This is a genomic window from Phycisphaerae bacterium (assembly GCA_012729815.1).
Classification (GTDB): Bacteria; Planctomycetota; Phycisphaerae; order JAAYCJ01; family JAAYCJ01; genus JAAYCJ01.
Genome location: JAAYCJ010000163.1, coordinates 1 through 17,725, shown reverse-complemented (window position 1 = coordinate 17,725; position 17,725 = coordinate 1). Strand labels below are relative to the sequence as shown.

The window sequence follows — 17,725 nt, the reverse complement described above, 5'->3', positions numbered from 1 at the left end:
GGGGCGTGGATCACAAACTCATCTCCCAGGTGTGGTTTCGCTCTCTATCTGGTTCCGGTCCAGTCGAAGACGATGCCGAGCGGCGGGTCCTTCTCGTCAGCCAGTCGCCGGTAGATTCCCGGGGCCTGCCGCGGCGAGACAACTTCCGAGACGATCGGCCGGACCTTGAGCCTGCCCGCGGCGATCAGGGCCAGCAACGTACGGAAATCGTCCTGGGCGGTCCAATAGCCCGGCGAGGACTCCACCTCCGGCCGCACGAAGGTGTGGGCTCCGATCAGGGAGACGCCTCGCTTGTGCACGTGCTGGTAGAAATCGATATTGGCATCGGAGACGCGGGTGCAGCCGAGGAGGCTGATCCGCCCTTTCCACGCCACGCAGGCCAGGGCCTGCTGGAGGGCCGCGGCGGCGCCGGTTACCTCAACGACGCCATCAGGCCCCTTGCCGTAGGTCAGCTCCCTGACTTTCTCGGGAAGGTCATCCTCATCCGGCGAAAAGGCATGGTCCGCCCCCAGCGTCAGGGTCAGTTCGCGCCGTTTGCGGTCGAAGTCCGAGACGATTACCGGGATCGCCCCGTCGAGGGCCGCCAGTTGGGCGGCGAAGACGCCGAGCAACCCCAGCCCGATCACCATCACGGATTCGCCCAACTCGAGCCGGAGCTTGCGGACGCCCTGCAACGCCATCGCGGCGATCACCACGAACGCCGCGTCCAGCAACTCGATACGGTCGTCATCGACCACGGTCAGGCCGGCTGCTTTCTGGATGGCGTGCGAACGGTGACCGGAGAAGTTCGCCAGGGCGCGGTCGCCGATCCGGGCGTTTTCGACCCCTTCGCCCACAGCGATCACCCGTCCGACGCCACAATATCCGGGATAGTAGGGAAACTGCATCGAGGTGTTCGGCAGGTTCAGCAGGTTGGCCCGTTCCGTGCCCGCGCTGACCACGGTGTAGTGGTTTTCCAGGAGAACTTCCCCCGCTTTGGGCTTCCGGACCTCGAATTCCTTGAGCACCGCCCTGCCGACCGATTCGAAGATGATGTAGTATCCGGTCATCGGTATCTCCTGCCTTGGGTGCTCCGTCCGTTCCGCGTCGGCCCGCGGTGGCGAGGCAAGTGAGAGATCACGCGTCAGGCAGGCCGCTTAGCAGGTCGTTGAGATAGAGGCTCAGTTGATCGACGACGTGTTCGGATGGGGCGCCGGCGGCAACGGCGTCGGTGATCCGCCGGACAAACGCGCTGCCGACGATGGCCCCGTCGGCGACGGAGCAGACCTGCCGCACCTGATCGGGATCCTTGATGCCGAAGCCGACCAGGACGGGCATGCCCGAGACGTCCTTGAGCCGCCGCACGTTGTCCGCCAGTTCCGGCGGGAGCTTGGTCCGCTCGCCGGTCACTCCAGCCACCGACATGTAGTAGATGAAACCCGAAGCGGTCTTGGCGATCCGGTCCTGGCGGCCCGTAGGGCTGGTCGGCGAAACGAGCATGGCCAGCCGCAGATCGCGGGCCTCTGCCTTTTCCTTGACCGTGGCGGCCTCTTCCAACGAGAGGTCAGGGATAATGAGGCCCGAGAAACCCGCCTCGCCGGCGCGGTCGAGGAACGCGTCGACGCCGATGCGAAAGACGATCGAGACCGAGACCATGGCCAGCAGCGGAATGCGGATCCGGTCGCGGGCCTTGCCAAAGGCGTCGAAGATCTTCTCGACGGTGACGCCGGCGTCGAGGGCGTGGTTGAAGGCGGTCTGGATGACCGGACCGTCGGCGACCGGGTCGGTGAAGGGAAAGCCCACCTCGATCCCCGATGCGCCCAGTTCCTGAAAGCGGGCAATCAGCCGGATCGTCGTCTCCAGGTCCGGATGACCGGCGACGATGAAGGGGAAAAGGCCCTTGCGACCGTTCTCGTTCAGCTCGTTGAAAGCAGCGTCAATGCGGTTCATCGCGTATTCCCGGCCTCAGCCCTGCAATTGTTTGCCCTTGAGTTCCTCGACCCGCAGCACTTCCATGCAGTCCTTGTCGCCCCGCCCCGAGACGTTGACCACCACCAGCGTGTCCTTCTTGAGCTTGGGGACCAGCTTGAGGGCGTAGGCCACGGCGTGGGCCGACTCGAGAGCGGGGATGATGCCCTCGGTCGAGGAGAGCAATCTGAAGGCTTCGATGGCTTCGTCATCGGTGGCGCTGACGTATTCGACGCGGCCGGTCTCGTTCCAATATGAGTGCTCCGGGCCGACACCGGGATAGTCGAGGCCGGCGGCCACCGAGTGGACCGGCAGCGTCTGGCCCTCGCCGTCCTGCAGGACGTAGCTGTAGGATCCGTGAAGCACACCAGGCGTGCCCGCGCTGATGCTGGCGGAGTGGAGCCGGCTTGCGATGCCGTGACCGGCGGCTTCGACGCCGATCAGTTGAACGGCTTTGTCCTCGATGAAGTCGTAGAACATGCCGGCGGCGTTGCTTCCGCCGCCCACGCAGGCGATGCAGACGTCGGGCAGCCGCCCCTCAGCGGCCTGCATCTGCTGGCGGATTTCGCGCCCGATGATCGACTGGAAGTCGCGGACGAGCATCGGGAACGGGTGCGGACCGGCGACCGAGCCGAACACGTAGTGCGTGGTCTCGACGGTGGCCAGCCAGTCCCGCATGGCCTCGTTGATCGCGTCCTTGAGGGTCCGCTGGCCGGACTCGACAGGCACCACCTTCGTGCCCATCAGTTTCATGCGGTAGACGTTGAGTTCCTGGCGGCGGATGTCCTCGCTGCCCATGTAGACCTCACAGGGCAGGCCGAAGACGGCGGCGGCGGTCGCGGTGGCGACCCCGTGCTGGCCGGCTCCGGTTTCGGCGATGATGCGCTTCTTGCCCATTCGCAGGGCCAGCAGGACCTGGCCGAGCGTGTTGTTGATCTTGTGGGCGCCGGTGTGGTTGAGGTCCTCGCGTTTGAGGTAGACCTTGGCCTGGCCCAGCCGACGGCTGAGGTTGCGGGCGTGATACAACCGGCTCGGACGGCCGACGAAGTGTTCGAGGTACCAATCGAGCTCACGGTGGAAGTCCGGGTCGTCCTTGGCCCGCCGGTATTCCCGGTCGAGCTGCTCGAGAGCGCCCATGAGCGTCTCGGGCACGAACTGCCCGCCGAAGGGTCCGAAGCGTCCCTTCTCGTCGGGCACGGTTTTGGCCGCCGCAGGCTGCATGATCGTTGGTCTCCGTCAGAAGAAGTGCTAATGGTAGGCCCCAGCCGGGCGGCCCGTCAAGGAAAAAGGACTGGCACGCAGAACGAGCGGGAAGGAGAACCGAGCGGTGTATGTCGGGCACACCCGGTGCACGGAGGCTCGGAGGAAGGGGATTGGTATTCTGGTGTACAGCGGGTATCATGTAATATGGCTTGCGTCGCAGGAGTGAGGGTGGGCGTCCCATGGAGACGAGCCGTATGCCGTTCTTGAGGCCTTTCGTCCGCGGCCGCAGGTCTCAGCGGCGGACGAAGGGGTTCACGCTGATCGAGCTTCTGGTCGTGGTGGCGATCATCGCGGTGCTGGTGGCGATACTGCTTCCCGCGTTGTCGCAGGCTCGCGAACAGGCCCGACGGACGATCTGCCTGAGCAATCAGCACCAGACGGCGGTGGCGCTGGTTGCGTACGCCGGCGAGTATGACGACCGCTTTCCTCCAGGCCACGAGGGACAGAACGCGTCATTGACCTTCGAGGTCTTTGCCTCGGGTCATTGGACAGGTCATGGGCTGCTGTTCGCCACGGGCTTTCTGGTCGAGCCGAAGGTTCTGTTCTGTCCGAGCCAACGGGAGCCGTATTTCACCTACCCCTACGGATGGGAGCAGACTCGTTATTACCCCAACTATCGCTTCACCAGCTATCTGTACCGGGTGTTCGGCCAGAAGACAGGAAACGGGTATGAGTATGAGTACATCACCGGCGCCGACGTCGACTGGCTCAGCAAGATCCAGTACGGCGCTCTGGAATACCCGCTGGCGATGACCGCGGACATTCTCATTCCTCGATATGGCGATTATGACCTGTGGGACTGGGGCACGGACTGCTGGCCCCATGTTCGACCGTACGTGGTCAACGTCGCCTACTCGGACGGCCATGCCGCGGCGGTGCCGGTGCGGGAGTCCGACTACTGGCGCGGGTACTACCGCAACACCATGCCGGAACGGGACGATTTCGCCTTTCTCTTCTTCAAAGCCCTCGACCAGGAGGATTTCATTCCGCTTCGCGAAGCCTTTCCGGACGATTAGCCGCGAGCCAGCCGTCCGCCGCTCCTGTCAGTTTACGCTGGACGGAAAAGGAGTTTGAGATATCATATACTCAACCGGTACGGGGCGTTCCGTCGCGGGCCGGGCGATTTGAACCAAGGCAGGAGAGGCATGATGATCAAGCTGGCGAGGATTCTTTATCCGACGGATTTTTCGGAACTGTCCCTGGCGGCGTTGAAGTATGCCCAGGAATTCGCCCGGCAGTTCGACGCCCAGCTCCACTGCCTGCATGTGGTGGATGAGGCGTATCACTACTGGCTGGCCCTGGGGCCGGACGGGGTGCCGGTGGGTCCGGACCCCAACGAGTTGCTCCGTTCGACCGAGGCGCAGATGCAGCAGTTCGTGGGCGAGCACCTGGCCGAAGCGCCCAAGCTGGTGGCCAAGGTGGTCACGGGCCGGCCGTTTATCGAGATCATCCACTACGCCCGCGAGCAGGCGATCGACCTGATCGTGATCGCGACGCACGGGCGGTCGGGGCTGCGCCACGTCCTGATGGGTTCGGTGGCGGAACGGGTGGTCCGCAAGGCCCCCTGCCCGGTCCTGACCTGCCGCGCCGCGGAGCACGAGTTCGTCATGCCGTAGCGGCCGGCGGTCATCGGCGCGGTTGCGGCCGCGTCAGTCGCCAAACAACTCGGCGGCGGAGCCGGCGGTTTCGTAGCCCTGGTCGGGCGGAAGATCCGGCTGGTCGGCGGCGCGGGTGGCGAGCTGGTCGCAGCGCTCGTTTTCCGGATGGCCGGCGTGGCCGCGAAGCCAGTGGAAGCGGACCTCGTGCTTTTCGAGCAGGTCGAGCAGTTCTCGCCAGAGATCGACGTTTTCCGGGCGTTTCTTGTCCGCCTTTCGCCAGCCGCGGCTTCGCCAGCTTTTGGCCCAGCCCTTTGTCACACCGTTGACCACGTACTGGGAGTCGCTGTGAATCTCGGCCTGGCAGGGCTCGCGGAGGGCCCGCAGGGCCACGATGCAGGCGAGCAGTTCCATGCGGTTGTTGGTGGTCCGGCGAAAGCCGCCGGCCAGTTCCTTGCGGGTCGCGCCGTGGCGCAGGACGACGCCATAGCCGCCGGGACCGGGATTGCCCCTGCTGCTGCCGTCGGTATGGATGGTCACTTCTTTCACCGGGTTCTCCTGATCGATCGCAACAAAAGTGCGACTATGATAGGAGGCCGGCCCGCTTGAGGCAAGTCCGCGGCGATGATCGGATCAATCGAAGTGGATGCGCAGCTCGGCGTAGACCATCCGCGGGACTTCGGCCTGAGCGTAGAACTTGCTGCGCCCCTCGTAGTGGCCGGGGTCCAGGAGGTTGCTGACGCCGACCGCGATGGAAGCCCGATCGTTCCAGAACTCGTGCTCGGCGCGGAGGTCGAGGCGGATGTACGGACTGGCCGAGAGGGTGCCGAAGGGATTGTCGGAATTGGGGGTCCGGACGGCATCGACGTAGTAGGCGTGAGAGGAGAGCGTCAAGTCCTCGGTGGCCTTGTAGTTCAGGCCGATCATGGCCTTATGCTTGGGCGGCGTGATCGACTCGACGGCCAGGGAAAAATCGGGTGCGTCATCGGCCCGCCAACTGAGCATCTGGAAGGTGTAGTTGGCCTGAGCGGTGAGTTTCTCGCTGAGCCTCCAGGTGGAGCCCAGTTCCACGCCGTAGGTGGAGGACGCGCCGGCCTCGCTGAAATTCGTCAGGATCAGCTCGGGCCAGCCGAGTTGAGTGGAAAACGCGCCCGTATGGTTGTACTCGTGCCAGTAGACGTTGGCGTTGAAATCGACGCAATCGGCGATATTCCGGCGGCGGTAGCCCAGTTCGTAGGCCAGCAGGTGGACGTTGGCTATGTCCTTGTCCGCCTGCATGTGCATCAGGCCGTTGAGCAGCTGCATGTTGATGTAGCGCAGGCCGGCTGCGGGCATCTTGTAGGCCCGCGAGACGGCTCCGTAGATCAGCGAGTCCTCGTCCGGCTCGTAGGAGAGAGCCGCCCTCGCGCTGGGCTCGAAACCGCCATAGCACTCATAGTCGACCCGCCCGCCCAGGCTCAACGTCCATTGCGGAGCGAGCCGCCAATCATCGGCAATGTAGATGCCGATGTTGCCGGTCCACAGGTGGTTCTGGACCAGGAAGTACGGATCGGCGTTCGATCCGTCGGCGTGGTCGAGCAGCGTGTCGACGCCCCACACCAGCGTGTGGTTTTCCGCGGGTTTGAAGGTGTGATTGAGCTGCAGGGCCGCCTGCTGGTACTGAACGTCGTAGGCGTTGCCGCCGAAGTTGTGGTGAAATTCGTTGATGTAGCCGGTCAGGCTCCAGGCGTTGTCGTGCTCGATGCGATGGTCCCACCGGGCCATGGCGTAGTTGGCCCGCGAGCCGGGGCTCTGGATGCCGAAGAACCCGTGCCCGAGGGACGTGGGATAGATCCCGTCGACCAGTGCGCTGCCGGCCGAGAAGGTGAGCGTGTCGTCGATGCCGAGGTCGGCGACCCCATAGAGGCTGAAGCGCCCCGCCTCGTAATAGTCGTTCAGGCCTCGCAGGAGCGATCCGCCCTCGCGGAACCCATCGCTGCCCTCGTGCTCGCCGGAGACCCGCATCCGCAGAGCCCCGTCCTGAAAACCGTAGCCGACGTATTCACGGTTGACGCCCCGTGAGCCGGCCCGCGAGTCGAAGGTCAACCCAAGCTGGTCGGCCGGATCCTTGGTCACGATGTTGATCAGGCCGTTGGTCGCATTGGCTCCCCACGTGACTCCGGCCGGCCCGCGGATGACCTCGATCCGCTCGATGTCCTCGAGCTTGAACGGCCAGCTTCCCCAGAAGGTGCCGCCGAGGAACGAGTCGAAGATCTCGCGGCCGTCCACGAGAATAAGGCTCTGGCTGCCCTGGTTGGCGTAGAAGCCGCGCGGCGAGACGGAGTAGAAGCCGTAGGCCAGTTCCGCCACGTCCACGCCGGGAACCAGACGCAGGGCGTCGGGCACCGACCGGGCTCCGGCCAGTTCAATCTCCCGGGCGGTGATGACGCTGACCGCGTACGGCAGATCTTCGATTTTCTGGGCCCGCCGGGTGGCGCCGGTGACGACGACCGGAACCTCCAGGGTCAACAGGTCGATGTCCTCCAGGACGGGCGACGAGGCCGGTGTCTCGGCCGCGCCCAACGGCGTCTGGAGCGGCCAAAGAACCGCCAGGATCATGCACACCATTCCGACTCTGGTCATAGTTTGATCGCTCACGTCAGTGTCACCTATTTATCGCCGAATACCAGGGTCTGATCCTTAAGGAAGCTGGCGTCGACCGACACGCCGATCATGTCGGCCGTGCGAAGGTTCAACGCCCGGGATATCCGCTGAGGATACTCCAGGCCGACCGATCGAGGGTCGGCCCCTTTAAGGATTCTGCGGACGACGTCGGCGGTCTGCCGACCCACCACGTCGATCTCGGAATACTGTCCGGCCAGGGCTCCCGCCTTGACCAGGTTGGGCGAGAAGGCATACACGGGGCGTTTCTGGCGCAGACCCCAGAGCAGAAGGCCCTGGACATTGGCGGCCGTGTAGACCTGTGCGTCCGGAAGCATGAGTACGGACTGGCAGTCCTTTTCACTCAGTTCGCGAAGGGCCTTGGCAAAATCCTGCTTGTCCGTTTTGACCGGAATCAGCTTGATGCCGCGCGTGGCGGCCGTGGCCACCAGGGCCTCGACGGTCTTGAGGGAAGATGGGCTGTGGAGCACGCCGACGGTCTTGACTCCCGGACAGGTGCCGGCGATCCAGGCGAGCTGGGCCGCCGGGGAAATGTCGGTGGTGACGCCGGAGACCCGGTTCTGGTCCGTCTTGACGTCCTCGGAGAGGCTGTCGAGGGCATTGGGGATCATGGTAAACACGACCGGCACATTCGGAAACTCGTCTAAAACCGGTCGGATGCAGGTCGAGCCCGCCACGACGATCAGGTCCGGCTTGAACGCCCGAGCCGCATCCACCCAGTCGCGTGCTGCGGCCACTTCGACCCGAAGCGTCTTGAAGTCCTTGTCGCCCAAGTCGGCCTCAACAGTATCCAGTGCGGACAGATACGTCGGGTGCTTTGGGGACACCAGGACCACGCGGTCCGGATCGCCGGTCTGGGTGGCCGGCGGCGTCGAGGCGCCCACCGAGACCACGGCGGCTATCAGGAACCAGCTCCATCGAAAACAAATCGGCCTCGCCATAGCTTGCCCTCTCTGGCGGAAAACCTTGAGCATTGCCTCAGGATCAAAGTATCGGCAATCGCCAGCCCCTCCTCCAGTTGATCTGTTGCAGCAATGAAACGTCGCCGCGGCCTGTCCCGACAGGGCCGTTTTCAGTGCTGGCAGCGGGACCGCCGGGTTCGGACTCGCCGGCTGCCTGGCTGGGGCATCCGGCCCAGCCCTTGCGATTTGTCGGCCAAAACCTGGTGATATGGCCGGCCTCAGCCGCTACAATATGGGTTTGGTTGCAGGAGGACCGAGTCCAATGCGAGTGCTATCGGGAATACAGCCGTCCGGGAAATTGCACCTGGGCAACTACTACGGCGCGATGCAGCAGCATCTGGAGCTTCAGCGGGAGCATGAGGGTCTCTACTTCATCGCCAACTACCACGCCCTGACCACCCTCAGGGACCCGGAATTGTTGGTCCGATATACGCAGGACGTGGCCCTGGACTACCTGGCGCTGGGCCTGGACCCGGCCAGGACGATCTTCTTCCGCCAGTCGGACGTGCCGCAGGTGACGGAACTGAGCTGGATCCTCTCGACGATCACCCCCATGGGCCTGCTCCAACGGTGCGTCTCGTACAAGGAGAAGCTGGAGCGCGGCATCCCCGCCGATCACGGCCTGTTCGCCTATCCGGTGCTCATGGCGGCGGACATCCTGATCTACAAGTCCGAGCTGGTCCCGGTGGGCAAGGACCAGAAGCAGCACATCGAGGTGACCCAGGACATCGCCCAGAAATTCAATCAGACCTACGGCGAAATCCTGGTGATCCCCAAAGAGCGGACACTCGAATCGACGGCGGTGGTGCCGGGGCTGGACGGGCAGAAGATGTCCAAGAGCTACGATAACACCATCGAGATTTTCGCCGACCCCAAGACGATCAAGAGGAAGGTCATGTCGATCGTCACCGACAGCACGCCGCTGGAGGAGCCGAAAGACCCGGACCGGTGCAACGTGATGGCCCTGCTGCGGCTGGTGGCCGACCCGAGTGAGCGGACGGAATGGGAACAGCGGTACCGCCAGGGCGGGACCGGCTACGGCCACGCCAAGAAACGGCTGATCGAGCTGTTGGTCGAATACTTCCAGCCGTACCGCGAAAAGCGGGCGGAACTGGAGAAGGACCCGGCCTACGTCGAGAGCGTCCTGCAGGACGGGGCGCGGCGGGCAAGGGCCCTGGCCGAGCCGACGTTGCGAGAGGTCCGCGAGGCGACGGGAATGCAATACACGTCATAGGCGACGGGCGAAGCGAGGCATGAGCGACGACTACAGGGTTGAGCTGGATATCTACAACGGTCCGCTGGACCTGCTGTTGTATCTGATCCGCAAAGAGGAAGTCGACATCTACGACATCCCGATTGCCCGGATCACGGACCAGTACCTGGCGTACGTCCGCTACCTCCAGGAGCTGGACCCGAACCTGGCCGGCGAGTTTCTGGTGCTGGCGGCCACGCTGATGGAGATCAAGAGCCGGACGCTGCTGCCGCGCGAGCCGGAAACCGAGGAAGAAAACGGCGACGACCTGGACCCGCGGACCGAACTGGTCCGGCAACTGCTGGAGTACAAACGGTTCAAGGACGCGGCGTCGTGGCTGGGCGAAGCGGCGGATGAGCAGTCGCAGAAATTCGCCCGCGTGCCGGTGCTGCCGCAGGTCGGAGCCGAGGAACTCGAACTCGAGGACGTGCAGATCTGGGACTTGGTGGAGGCGTTCGGGCGGCTCCTGCAGCAGACGCTCGCGGGTCCGCCGATCCACGACGCGGGCGAGGACGATACGCCGCTGGCGCTGTACCAGGCGGACATCGTGGACCGGCTGAAACGCGAAGGGCCGATGACGTTCTCGCGGGTCTTCGAGGGTCGCAAACGGCGGGTCGAAATGATCGGCCTGTTCATCGCCATGCTGGAGCTGATCCGCCAGGGAATGATCCAGATCGAGCAGGACGAGCCGCTTTCGGAGATCTACATCTATCTGAGGGTGGAGATCCCGGACGACGGGCAGGCGGCGGCGCCCACCGACCAGGAGCCGGCTGAGGCACCCGAGACGGCCGCGCACGAGGAATCGCAGGCTGAACCGCAAGCCATTGTGGAACCTCCCCTTTCGGATGAGACGGAAATGGAGGAACCCGGCCAGGACGAGGCTGAGACACCGGAAACGACCGACGACGATCCGCAGCCATGAACTGGGTGCAGCGACAGTTCTACGCACTCTACGAGCCGGACATGCCAAATTCGGTGACGCTGGACGCCGTCGCCTATCGGAAGGTTCAGACGTTTAAGTACGATTTCTTCGCAGCCACGGGTCTGTATGAGGGGCAGGGTCGGCAGGTGGTGGTCAAGATCTACCGCGTGCGCCGTTTCTTCGGGCTGCCGATGGGCTGGACCGGCCGGCTCCAGGTCGGCCACGAGACCCGGCTCTACCGGCTTCTGGCGGGAATCGAAGGCATACCCGAGTACCTCGGACGGGTGGGGAAGACCGGGTTTGTCCATGCATTCGTGCCGGGCGGACCGCTGAGGCGCAAGGCGACGGTCGCCGATGACTTCTTCGCGGGACTTGCCAATACGCTCCAGGCCGTCCACGAGCGAGGCGTGGCGTACGTCGACCTGAACAAACCCGAGAACATTCTGCTGGGTGAGGACGGCCGGGGGCATCTGATCGACTTTCAGATCAGCTACGCGCCGCGTCGGCGGTTCTTTCTAACGCGTTTCGTCCTGCGGCAGTTGCAGCGGGAGGATTGGTATCACCTGCTCAAACACAAGCGTCGCCTGCGGCCGGACCAACTGACGGATGAGGAACGACAACGAAGCGAGAGACGATCAACCGCAATCAACCTGCACCGCGTCCTGAGCCGGCCCTATTTCCTGATCCGCCGGCCGGTGATGCGTCTGCTGGGGCTCAAGCGTGCCGAGTAGGTCCCGCCCGCCTAGCCCTCTTCCGGACGGGTCTGTTTGAACCAGCGGCTCATGGCGTGGTACATCTCCTCGCCGCTGTCGCCGTTGGACCAGACCTCGACGAAATCAACGTCGGCGCTGGCCGGCGTGCGCTCCGGCAGCGTGACCAGCGTCCGCATGGGCAGCGGCACGCTGTCGCCGATCACGAAGCCCTCGCCCGGCCGCAGAACCGGCAGCATCTTGACCAGGTCGGCGAACTGGTCGGAGACGACCTTCGTCACGTACTGCTGGTCTTCGGGGTTGTTGAGGCGCATGACCACGAGGTTGTTGCACTGGCTCAGCACGGTGTGCGACAGTTCGCCCGGCCGCTGGGAGACGACCATGGCGCTGACGCCGTACTTCCGCCCTTCCTTGGCCACCCGCTCGACCGCCTTGCGGGCGAAACTGTCGCCCTTGTCCTCGCGAGGAATGTAGTTGTGGGACTCCTCGTAGACCATGACCACCGGCCGCCGTTCGGCGGGCACGCTGAAGAAGTTGTAGTCGAAGACCACCCGCGTGAGCAGTCCGACGGTCAGGTCCACGATGTCGAACGGGATGGAGCTGAGGTCCACGATCGTCAGGTTCTTGCGGACTGAGAGCTGTCCGAGCAGCAGGCGGATCAGCCAGTCGATTACCTCGGACCAGTCCTCGCGCTCCTCCTTGATCTGCGGGAAGTTGCTGACGAACAGCTTGGAGTCCCGGGCGTGTTTGACCGGCCGGAGCAGGAAGTCATAGCGGCAGTCGTTGAGCCGGTGCTCCATGCGGTCGATCATGCCGATCAGCTTCTGGTAGTAGAGAGCGTGAGGGATCTCGCCCTCCGCGTTGCCCTGGTTGAACTGGGCCTTCTGGGTCAGAAGGATCTCCTCCTGTTCGTTCGGAGGCAGGCTCCGCAGCGAACTGCGGGCGAAGGCGTAACGCTCGGTGTTGAGCACGAACCGGGCCTGGTTCATATTCTCCGCGTGCGTGTGCAGGTGCTCCATCGAGAAATGGATGGGCGTATCGACGGTGTAGCTCTCCAGCAGGTTCAGACGTTTGGCCGACCCTCTCTTGAGCTTCCGCAGGGCCTCCTTGAGGAACGAACTCTGGTTGGCGATCAGCCGCGGGTCCGACTTGTCCACGAACAGGGCCTCGAGCTCCGAGTAGCGCAGCAGCCAGTACGGAACGATCATGTCCTTGTCGCTCAGATACGTGACGTTGGGCAGCGGCTTGCCGTCGTCGTCGGAAAACGCCTGGCGGTACTCGCCGTGCAGGTCGAAGAGAATGACCTGCGAGTGGGGCGAACGGATCGCTTGGGAGATGATCCGGGCCACCGTGCAGCTCTTTCCGGCGCCGCTGTTGCCCAGTACGGCTACGTGTTTGCTGAAAAAGTGCTTGGTGTTCAGGTAGGTCAGATACTTGCTGTTGATCGCCGAACGGCCCAGCAGAAGGTGCCCGTTGACCTTGTCGGGGTCCTCCTGGGTGTCGCCGCCCAGAATCGCGGCCAGATCCTCCTCCTCGGGTAGCCGGGCCCGGTCGTGGATAACCGGGTACTGGTCCACGCCGCGGGAGAACCGGTCACCGCGGATTTGGCCGAACAATTGGACGGTCATGGCCCCTTCGCCGGCGGCTTCATCAAAGTGCAGGGAATTGATCAGCCCCACCACGTTGAGTTCGCCGACCGCAACCAGGATATAGGCCCCCGGCTGGCCGATGTGCTCGCTCCGGGCGGCTTCCAGGAATTCCGGGGTCAGCTTCAGCCGGATCTCGTTGCCGGATACTTCAACAACACTGCCCACTTCGACGGCGGTGGCGGTCAACAGGTCCATTCGCAGGTCCCCTCCAAAAGATGCCGGGATTGCAGAATATCTAATTATATAATGTATCGAACGATCCGGGGCGGCCGTTCACTTGGACGTCCGATAAGTTCGGCAACCGCTGGGACTTGGGGTAAGATGGCGAAAAGTAAAATTTTATTTCAATTCCCCAATTGACCTTGCGTGGCTGTACGTAAATAGTTATAGTTTCGAAGGCAAAGATGGAAACTTAGTGGACGAGAACCGGTCCCATACAAGAGGGTAGGTACGTGTCAAACCATTTTGCTGATCGTCTCGTTGAAGGAATCAAGGCGAAGGGCTCGCCGATCGCGGTGGGTCTGGACCCGGTCTATAATCGCCTGCCTCTGGCCATCCGCGAGAGTAAGGAACTCAACGACGAACTGGATACCGAATCGGCCATCGATGCCATTTTCGAGTTTTCGACTAAAGTCCTGCGGATCGTCGCCCCGCACGTCGCCGCGGTGAAGATCAATATCGCCTTTTTTGAGAAGTATTACTGGGAAGGCATCGAGGCCTACTACAGCCTCGTCGAAGAAGCCGACAGTCTCGGTTTGGAAATTATTGGCGATATTAAGCGATCCGACATCTCGTCAACCGTTGAGGCCTACGCCGAGGGGCACCTATCGAACCCCGAGTTCACCAACATGGAGAACCTCGTGGCTCCCGACGCCGTGACGGTCACCCCCTACTTTGGGATCGGTGCCCTTCAGCCGTTCATCGACGTCGCCTCCGAACAAGGCAAGGGCCTCTTCGTGGTCGTCCGGTCCAGCAATCCCGAGGCCCGCGAGCTTCAGGATTTCACAAGTGCCGATGGCAAAAAGCTTTATACCCATGTGGCGGAAATGCTGGCCCGGGTGGCGGGTCAGGACAAGTACAAGGGCCAAAGCGGCTACAGTTGCATCGGGGCGGTGGTCGGGGCGACCGACGTCGAAGCCGCTTCGCAGTTGCGCTCGGTGATGCCCAATTCGATCTTCCTGGTGCCCGGCTACGGCGTCCAGGGCGGAACCGCCGAGGCCGCCAAGGCGTGCTTCAAGCCCGATGGCACGGGGGCCATCGTCACCGCGACCCGCAGCATCATCTACGCCTACGAGACCGAGAAGTACAAAGACCTGTCCTCCTGGGAGAAGTCGGTGGAGCAGGCCATCATCGACATGAAGCAGGAAATCAACTCGGCTCTGGCTTGAGCGGCGGAAAAGTTCTGGTAGACTATATCCGTCGTCGGTCCGGAAATCGAGCGGCAAGACGCATCACGATCGCACAACGGATTCCCCATCGGCAGTCTTTCGCGACGCTGCACCACGGACGGTAGGTGGATCCGCCTTCATGATTCCGCCTCGCCGCGACGATAAGAACATCAGAACGCCGTGTTGAGCGGCGATCCGTGGACACAGCGGAGGCGGTCGGATGATGTCGTTTCCACCCGAACATTTCGTCGGTACGCGGGTGACGGTTATGGGACTGGGCCACTTCGGAGGCCAGATCTCAGCGGTGCGGTTCCTCGTCGCGCAGGGTGCCGAGGTCACGGTGACGGACCTTGCCCCTGAGGCCAAGCTCAAGGACGCGATCGCCCGCATCGCCGACCTTCCCGTCCAGATGCATCTTGGCGGCCACATCGAGGCCGATTTCACCGATACGGACCTGGTGGTGGTCAGCCCAGCGGTGCCCAAGAACTCGCGATACCTCAAGCTCGCCATCCAGAAGAATATCCCAATCACCTCCGAAATGAACCTGTTCCTGGACCGCTGCCGGGCCAGGGTGCTCGGGGTGACCGGGACGGTGGGCAAGAGCACGACGGTGGCCATGATCGAAACTATCCTTCGCGAGGCGCTGGCCTCGCGGGACAAGGGGCTTGGCTTCACCAACGTGTGGCTGGGCGGGAACATCGGCAAGTCCCTCCTGGAGGACGTCGCCCATATCCAGGAAACCGATCTGGTCATCCTGGAGCTTTCGAGTTTCCAGCTCGAAGACATCGCCGGGATTGAGTACAGCCCGGAGATCGCCCTGGTCACCAACATCTTCCCGAACCATCTGGATCGGCACGACAGCCTCGAAAGCTACATCGAGGCCAAATCGAATATCACCCGCTTCCAGAGGTCCGGCGACGTGCTGATCACCAACGCCAACGACGCGAATTGCCGGACCATCGAGCAGTTGATGCCCGGCGAGGTCAAGCTCTGGCATTTCGCCCGCGCTGAAGCCGGAATGGCGGTCAATTCCCACCAGGTGACGCTGACCCAGAACGTCGACGGCTGGATACTCAGTTCGAGCCTCAACGGGCAGCCCGAGCGGATCATCGCCGCCAGCGAAATGGCGATCCCCGGCGAGCATAACCTGCAGAACGCCGCAGCCGCCAGCGCCGCCGCCCTCGCGGCCGGAGTCAGCCCGGCGAGGATCGGCGCAGCCCTTCGCCGCTTCAAGGGGCTGGCGGACCGCTTGGAACTCGTGGCGGAAATTGAAGGAACCCGCTGGTATAACGATTCGAAATCCACCACGCCACAGTCGGGGATTGTCGCCCTGCGGGCGTTTCCCAGCGGTACGGCGATCGCGATCGTCGGCGGCTACGACAAGCAGCTCGACCTGTCCGATTTCGCCCGCGACCTGGCCCGGCGGGCCAAGTTGACGGTGGCCCTCGGCCAGACCGGTCCGCGGATCGCGGCCATGGTCCGCCAGTTCGGCGGTGATGCCGCCGAGGCGGCCTCGCTCGAGGAAGCGGTCAGCCACTCGGCCAGAGTAGCCGGCCCCGGTGACTGTGTCCTGCTTTCCCCCGGCTGTGCCAGCTGGGACATGTTCGAGAACTACCAGGCCCGCGGGCAGCGCTTTCGGGAGCTGGTTTCGGAACTCAACGGCTCAATGGCGGCCAGTTGATCCCCCCTGCCGATAAGAAAACGGCCGATGCAGACTTCAAACCTGCATCGGCCGCTGCTTTTTCGAGGGCGTCTGGTCTACTCGCCGTAGGTGCTGATGGGCTCTCCGGCGTCCGGAGCGCTGCTGCTCGGGTAGAAGATGTTCGGCCCGCAGAAGCCCGGGATCTGGCAGAACGGATCCTTGTCGTAGTCGGGCCACTCGGGGATAAACAGGTTGCGCGAACCCGCCAGATCGACCTGTCCAAGTTGACCGAGGTTCAGTATGTCGCCCGGGCTGACGTTATTCAGCAAGACACCGAACAGGTTGCAGCCGGGCGCAGCGGTGAGCATGACGGCCGCAAGGATCAAAAGGGCCAGAACACCGGTTCGCTTTCTCATATCCATTCCTTTCGTAACTGAACGGGCCTCAAGCGTTTAGGGTGGTTTCGAGCGTCGCCCGTTCGGCTTATTCGCCGGTCAGCGTGATCGGCCTGCCGGTGCGGTTGCACTGGAGGAACCGGCACGGATCGAAAAACCGCGGATCCTGGCAGTTCAGGAAGTCACAGGGCTCGACGCTTTGGACGACCCCATCCAACGACGCCTGGACACAGGAACCGAAGGGAAGGACGAACATGCTGGCCGAGAGGGTCAGCAACCACGTGATCAGTCTGCGCTTCATCGTAGCTCTCCGCCACTTAGCCTGGGCTTGATGTCGCCCCCAAGTATACAGGGCCACTGCGGGCCGTCAAGCGAAAAATGGGGCAAGGTTTTTTCAGAAGTACAGATATTAACTTCACCTATAGACAACTCCGGCACGACTGCGAGGCCCCGTCATCACAAACATTACCAATGGTGCCCAATCATTACTTATAACCAAGCCCTGCACTCGGTCAGTCACCGAAAAACTCCCTCACGAACGGCCAGACGTCCTTCTTGTAGTACCGGTGGCCGCCCTCGCCAACCGAGAGGCGGCAGCGTTCCGGCACGCCGGCGGCCTGATAGACCTTGCGGACCTGTTCGTGGGCAAAGCGGACGGCATCGATGGGGAAGATCGCATCTTCCTTGCCCGCGACGATCAGCAGCGGGCGGGGGCAGATCAGGCCCGCCACGTCGTACATCTCGCCGAGCGTCATGATACCGGGCACATAGTTGCACTCGCAGTGGCGAATGCTGCCGATGGAGTGCTCAAAGGTGCAGAAGTAGCAGGAGGGCATACCCAGGGCGATCCGCTCGTCGCAGGCTGAGGCGAAGAGGCTGACCGTACCACCGCCGGAGTTGCCGGTGACCGCCACGCGGGTCAGGTCCGCCTCGGGCCGGGTGGCAGCGTAGTCGATGAGGCGTCCGATATCCCAGACCCGCTCGCCGATCAGCGTCCGCCCAAAGAGCAGGGCGTGCATCTGGAGCGTGCGGCAGGAGTTGCAGGCGTCCTCGTCCCGCTGTTGCTTCATCCGCATCGACGCGAAGGCCCGCATGTCCGGGGCGATGGCTACGCACCCGGCCCGAACGGCTTGCAGGGCGATGTCGCGCTCGCCTTCGGCGATACTCGTCCGTTCCTCCTCGGTGTGCCAGATACCGACATAGGTGGATTTGCCCAGCTTGCCGTGTCCGTGTGGCGTAATCACCAGCGGGAGCGGACCGTCCTGGCGCAGCGGTCGAAGAAAATAGAACGGGATCCGGTATCCCGGTTCGGTCTCGATCGTCCACTCCTCTCGGATGT

17 protein-coding genes are annotated in these 17,725 nt (G+C 63.3%); 7 read left to right on the top strand and 10 right to left on the bottom strand.

Annotation, left to right across the window (positions count from 1 at the left end; genetic code table 11):
• Nucleotides 1-44 precede the first annotated feature (44 nt).
• The 3 genes from GXY33_10775 to trpB form a co-directional block, all read right to left on the bottom strand.
• Nucleotides 45-1,049 (bottom strand): zinc-binding alcohol dehydrogenase, encoded by a 1,005-nt coding sequence (locus tag GXY33_10775; GenBank protein NLX05616.1) that lies wholly within the window; start codon nucleotides 1,047-1,049, stop codon nucleotides 45-47.
• A 67-nt stretch (nucleotides 1,050-1,116) separates the two neighbouring features.
• Nucleotides 1,117-1,929, bottom strand: a complete 813-nt coding sequence (locus GXY33_10770; protein ID NLX05615.1) for a tryptophan synthase subunit alpha — start codon at nucleotides 1,927-1,929, stop codon at nucleotides 1,117-1,119.
• A 15-nt stretch (nucleotides 1,930-1,944) separates the two neighbouring features.
• Nucleotides 1,945-3,168 (bottom strand): tryptophan synthase subunit beta, encoded by a 1,224-nt coding sequence (gene trpB, locus GXY33_10765; protein ID NLX05614.1) that lies wholly within the window; start codon nucleotides 3,166-3,168, stop codon nucleotides 1,945-1,947.
• Between the two features lie 236 nt (nucleotides 3,169-3,404).
• Here trpB and GXY33_10760 point away from each other — a divergent pair, with 236 nt between their 5' ends.
• A complete protein-coding gene (locus tag GXY33_10760) occupies nucleotides 3,405-4,226 on the top strand; it encodes a prepilin-type N-terminal cleavage/methylation domain-containing protein (GenBank protein ID NLX05613.1) in 822 nt (273 codons plus the stop codon).
• Nucleotides 4,227-4,358: 132 nt separating this feature from the next.
• Entirely contained in the window at nucleotides 4,359-4,826 is a 468-nt protein-coding gene (locus tag GXY33_10755) for a universal stress protein (GenBank protein ID NLX05612.1), read from the top strand.
• A 33-nt stretch (nucleotides 4,827-4,859) separates the two neighbouring features.
• On the opposite strand, the gene rnhA is transcribed toward GXY33_10755, so the two are convergent.
• The 3 genes from rnhA to GXY33_10740 form a co-directional block, all read right to left on the bottom strand.
• Complete coding sequence (gene rnhA / locus GXY33_10750) at nucleotides 4,860-5,354, bottom strand: ribonuclease HI (protein NLX05611.1); 495 nt, start codon at nucleotides 5,352-5,354, stop codon at nucleotides 4,860-4,862.
• An 84-nt stretch (nucleotides 5,355-5,438) separates the two neighbouring features.
• Entirely contained in the window at nucleotides 5,439-7,442 is a 2,004-nt protein-coding gene (locus tag GXY33_10745; protein NLX05610.1) for a TonB-dependent receptor, read from the bottom strand.
• An 11-nt stretch (nucleotides 7,443-7,453) separates the two neighbouring features.
• Nucleotides 7,454-8,407 (bottom strand): hypothetical protein, encoded by a 954-nt coding sequence (locus GXY33_10740; GenBank protein ID NLX05609.1) that lies wholly within the window; start codon nucleotides 8,405-8,407, stop codon nucleotides 7,454-7,456.
• A 283-nt stretch (nucleotides 8,408-8,690) separates the two neighbouring features.
• Here GXY33_10740 and trpS point away from each other — a divergent pair, with 283 nt between their 5' ends.
• Genes trpS through GXY33_10725 form a run of 3 tightly spaced genes read left to right on the top strand, consistent with a single transcriptional unit; the run spans nucleotide 8,691 to nucleotide 11,333 of the window.
• Nucleotides 8,691-9,662, top strand: coding sequence for a tryptophan--tRNA ligase (trpS, locus tag GXY33_10735; protein NLX05608.1), 972 nt, complete (start codon nucleotides 8,691-8,693; stop codon nucleotides 9,660-9,662).
• 19 nt (nucleotides 9,663-9,681) lie between these two features.
• Nucleotides 9,682-10,602: a segregation/condensation protein A gene (locus GXY33_10730; protein NLX05607.1), complete on the top strand. Its 921-nt coding sequence runs from the start codon at nucleotides 9,682-9,684 to the stop codon at nucleotides 10,600-10,602.
• A complete protein-coding gene (locus tag GXY33_10725) occupies nucleotides 10,599-11,333 on the top strand; it encodes a hypothetical protein (GenBank protein NLX05606.1) in 735 nt (244 codons plus the stop codon). Before GXY33_10730 ends, GXY33_10725 begins: the two co-directional genes overlap by 4 nt.
• Nucleotides 11,334-11,344: 11 nt before the next feature.
• Here GXY33_10725 and GXY33_10720 read toward each other — a convergent pair whose 3' ends face one another.
• Complete coding sequence (locus tag GXY33_10720; GenBank protein ID NLX05605.1) at nucleotides 11,345-13,156, bottom strand: ATP-binding protein; 1,812 nt, start codon at nucleotides 13,154-13,156, stop codon at nucleotides 11,345-11,347.
• A gap of 257 nt (nucleotides 13,157-13,413) precedes the next feature.
• On the opposite strand from GXY33_10720, the gene pyrF reads away from it, so the two are divergent.
• Complete coding sequence (gene pyrF / locus GXY33_10715; GenBank protein ID NLX05604.1) at nucleotides 13,414-14,349, top strand: orotidine-5'-phosphate decarboxylase; 936 nt, start codon at nucleotides 13,414-13,416, stop codon at nucleotides 14,347-14,349.
• Nucleotides 14,350-14,569: 220 nt separating this feature from the next.
• Complete coding sequence (murD, locus tag GXY33_10710; GenBank protein NLX05603.1) at nucleotides 14,570-16,030, top strand: UDP-N-acetylmuramoyl-L-alanine--D-glutamate ligase; 1,461 nt, start codon at nucleotides 14,570-14,572, stop codon at nucleotides 16,028-16,030.
• Between the two features lie 77 nt (nucleotides 16,031-16,107).
• On the opposite strand, the gene GXY33_10705 is transcribed toward murD, so the two are convergent.
• The 3 genes from GXY33_10705 to GXY33_10695 all read right to left on the bottom strand — a co-directional run bounded on the left by GXY33_10705 (nucleotide 16,108) and on the right by GXY33_10695 (nucleotide 17,462).
• The gene (locus GXY33_10705) at nucleotides 16,108-16,407 is read right to left on the bottom strand and encodes a hypothetical protein (GenBank protein NLX05602.1); all 300 of its coding nucleotides are present in this window, start codon (nucleotides 16,405-16,407) and stop codon (nucleotides 16,108-16,110) included.
• A 67-nt stretch (nucleotides 16,408-16,474) separates the two neighbouring features.
• Entirely contained in the window at nucleotides 16,475-16,687 is a 213-nt protein-coding gene (locus GXY33_10700; GenBank protein ID NLX05601.1) for a hypothetical protein, read from the bottom strand.
• A 211-nt stretch (nucleotides 16,688-16,898) separates the two neighbouring features.
• Nucleotides 16,899-17,462 carry an alpha/beta hydrolase gene (locus tag GXY33_10695; protein NLX05600.1) on the bottom strand — a complete coding sequence of 188 codons (564 nt, stop codon included), beginning with the start codon at nucleotides 17,460-17,462 and terminating at the stop codon, nucleotides 16,899-16,901.
• Between the last annotated feature and the right edge of the window lie 263 nt (nucleotides 17,463-17,725).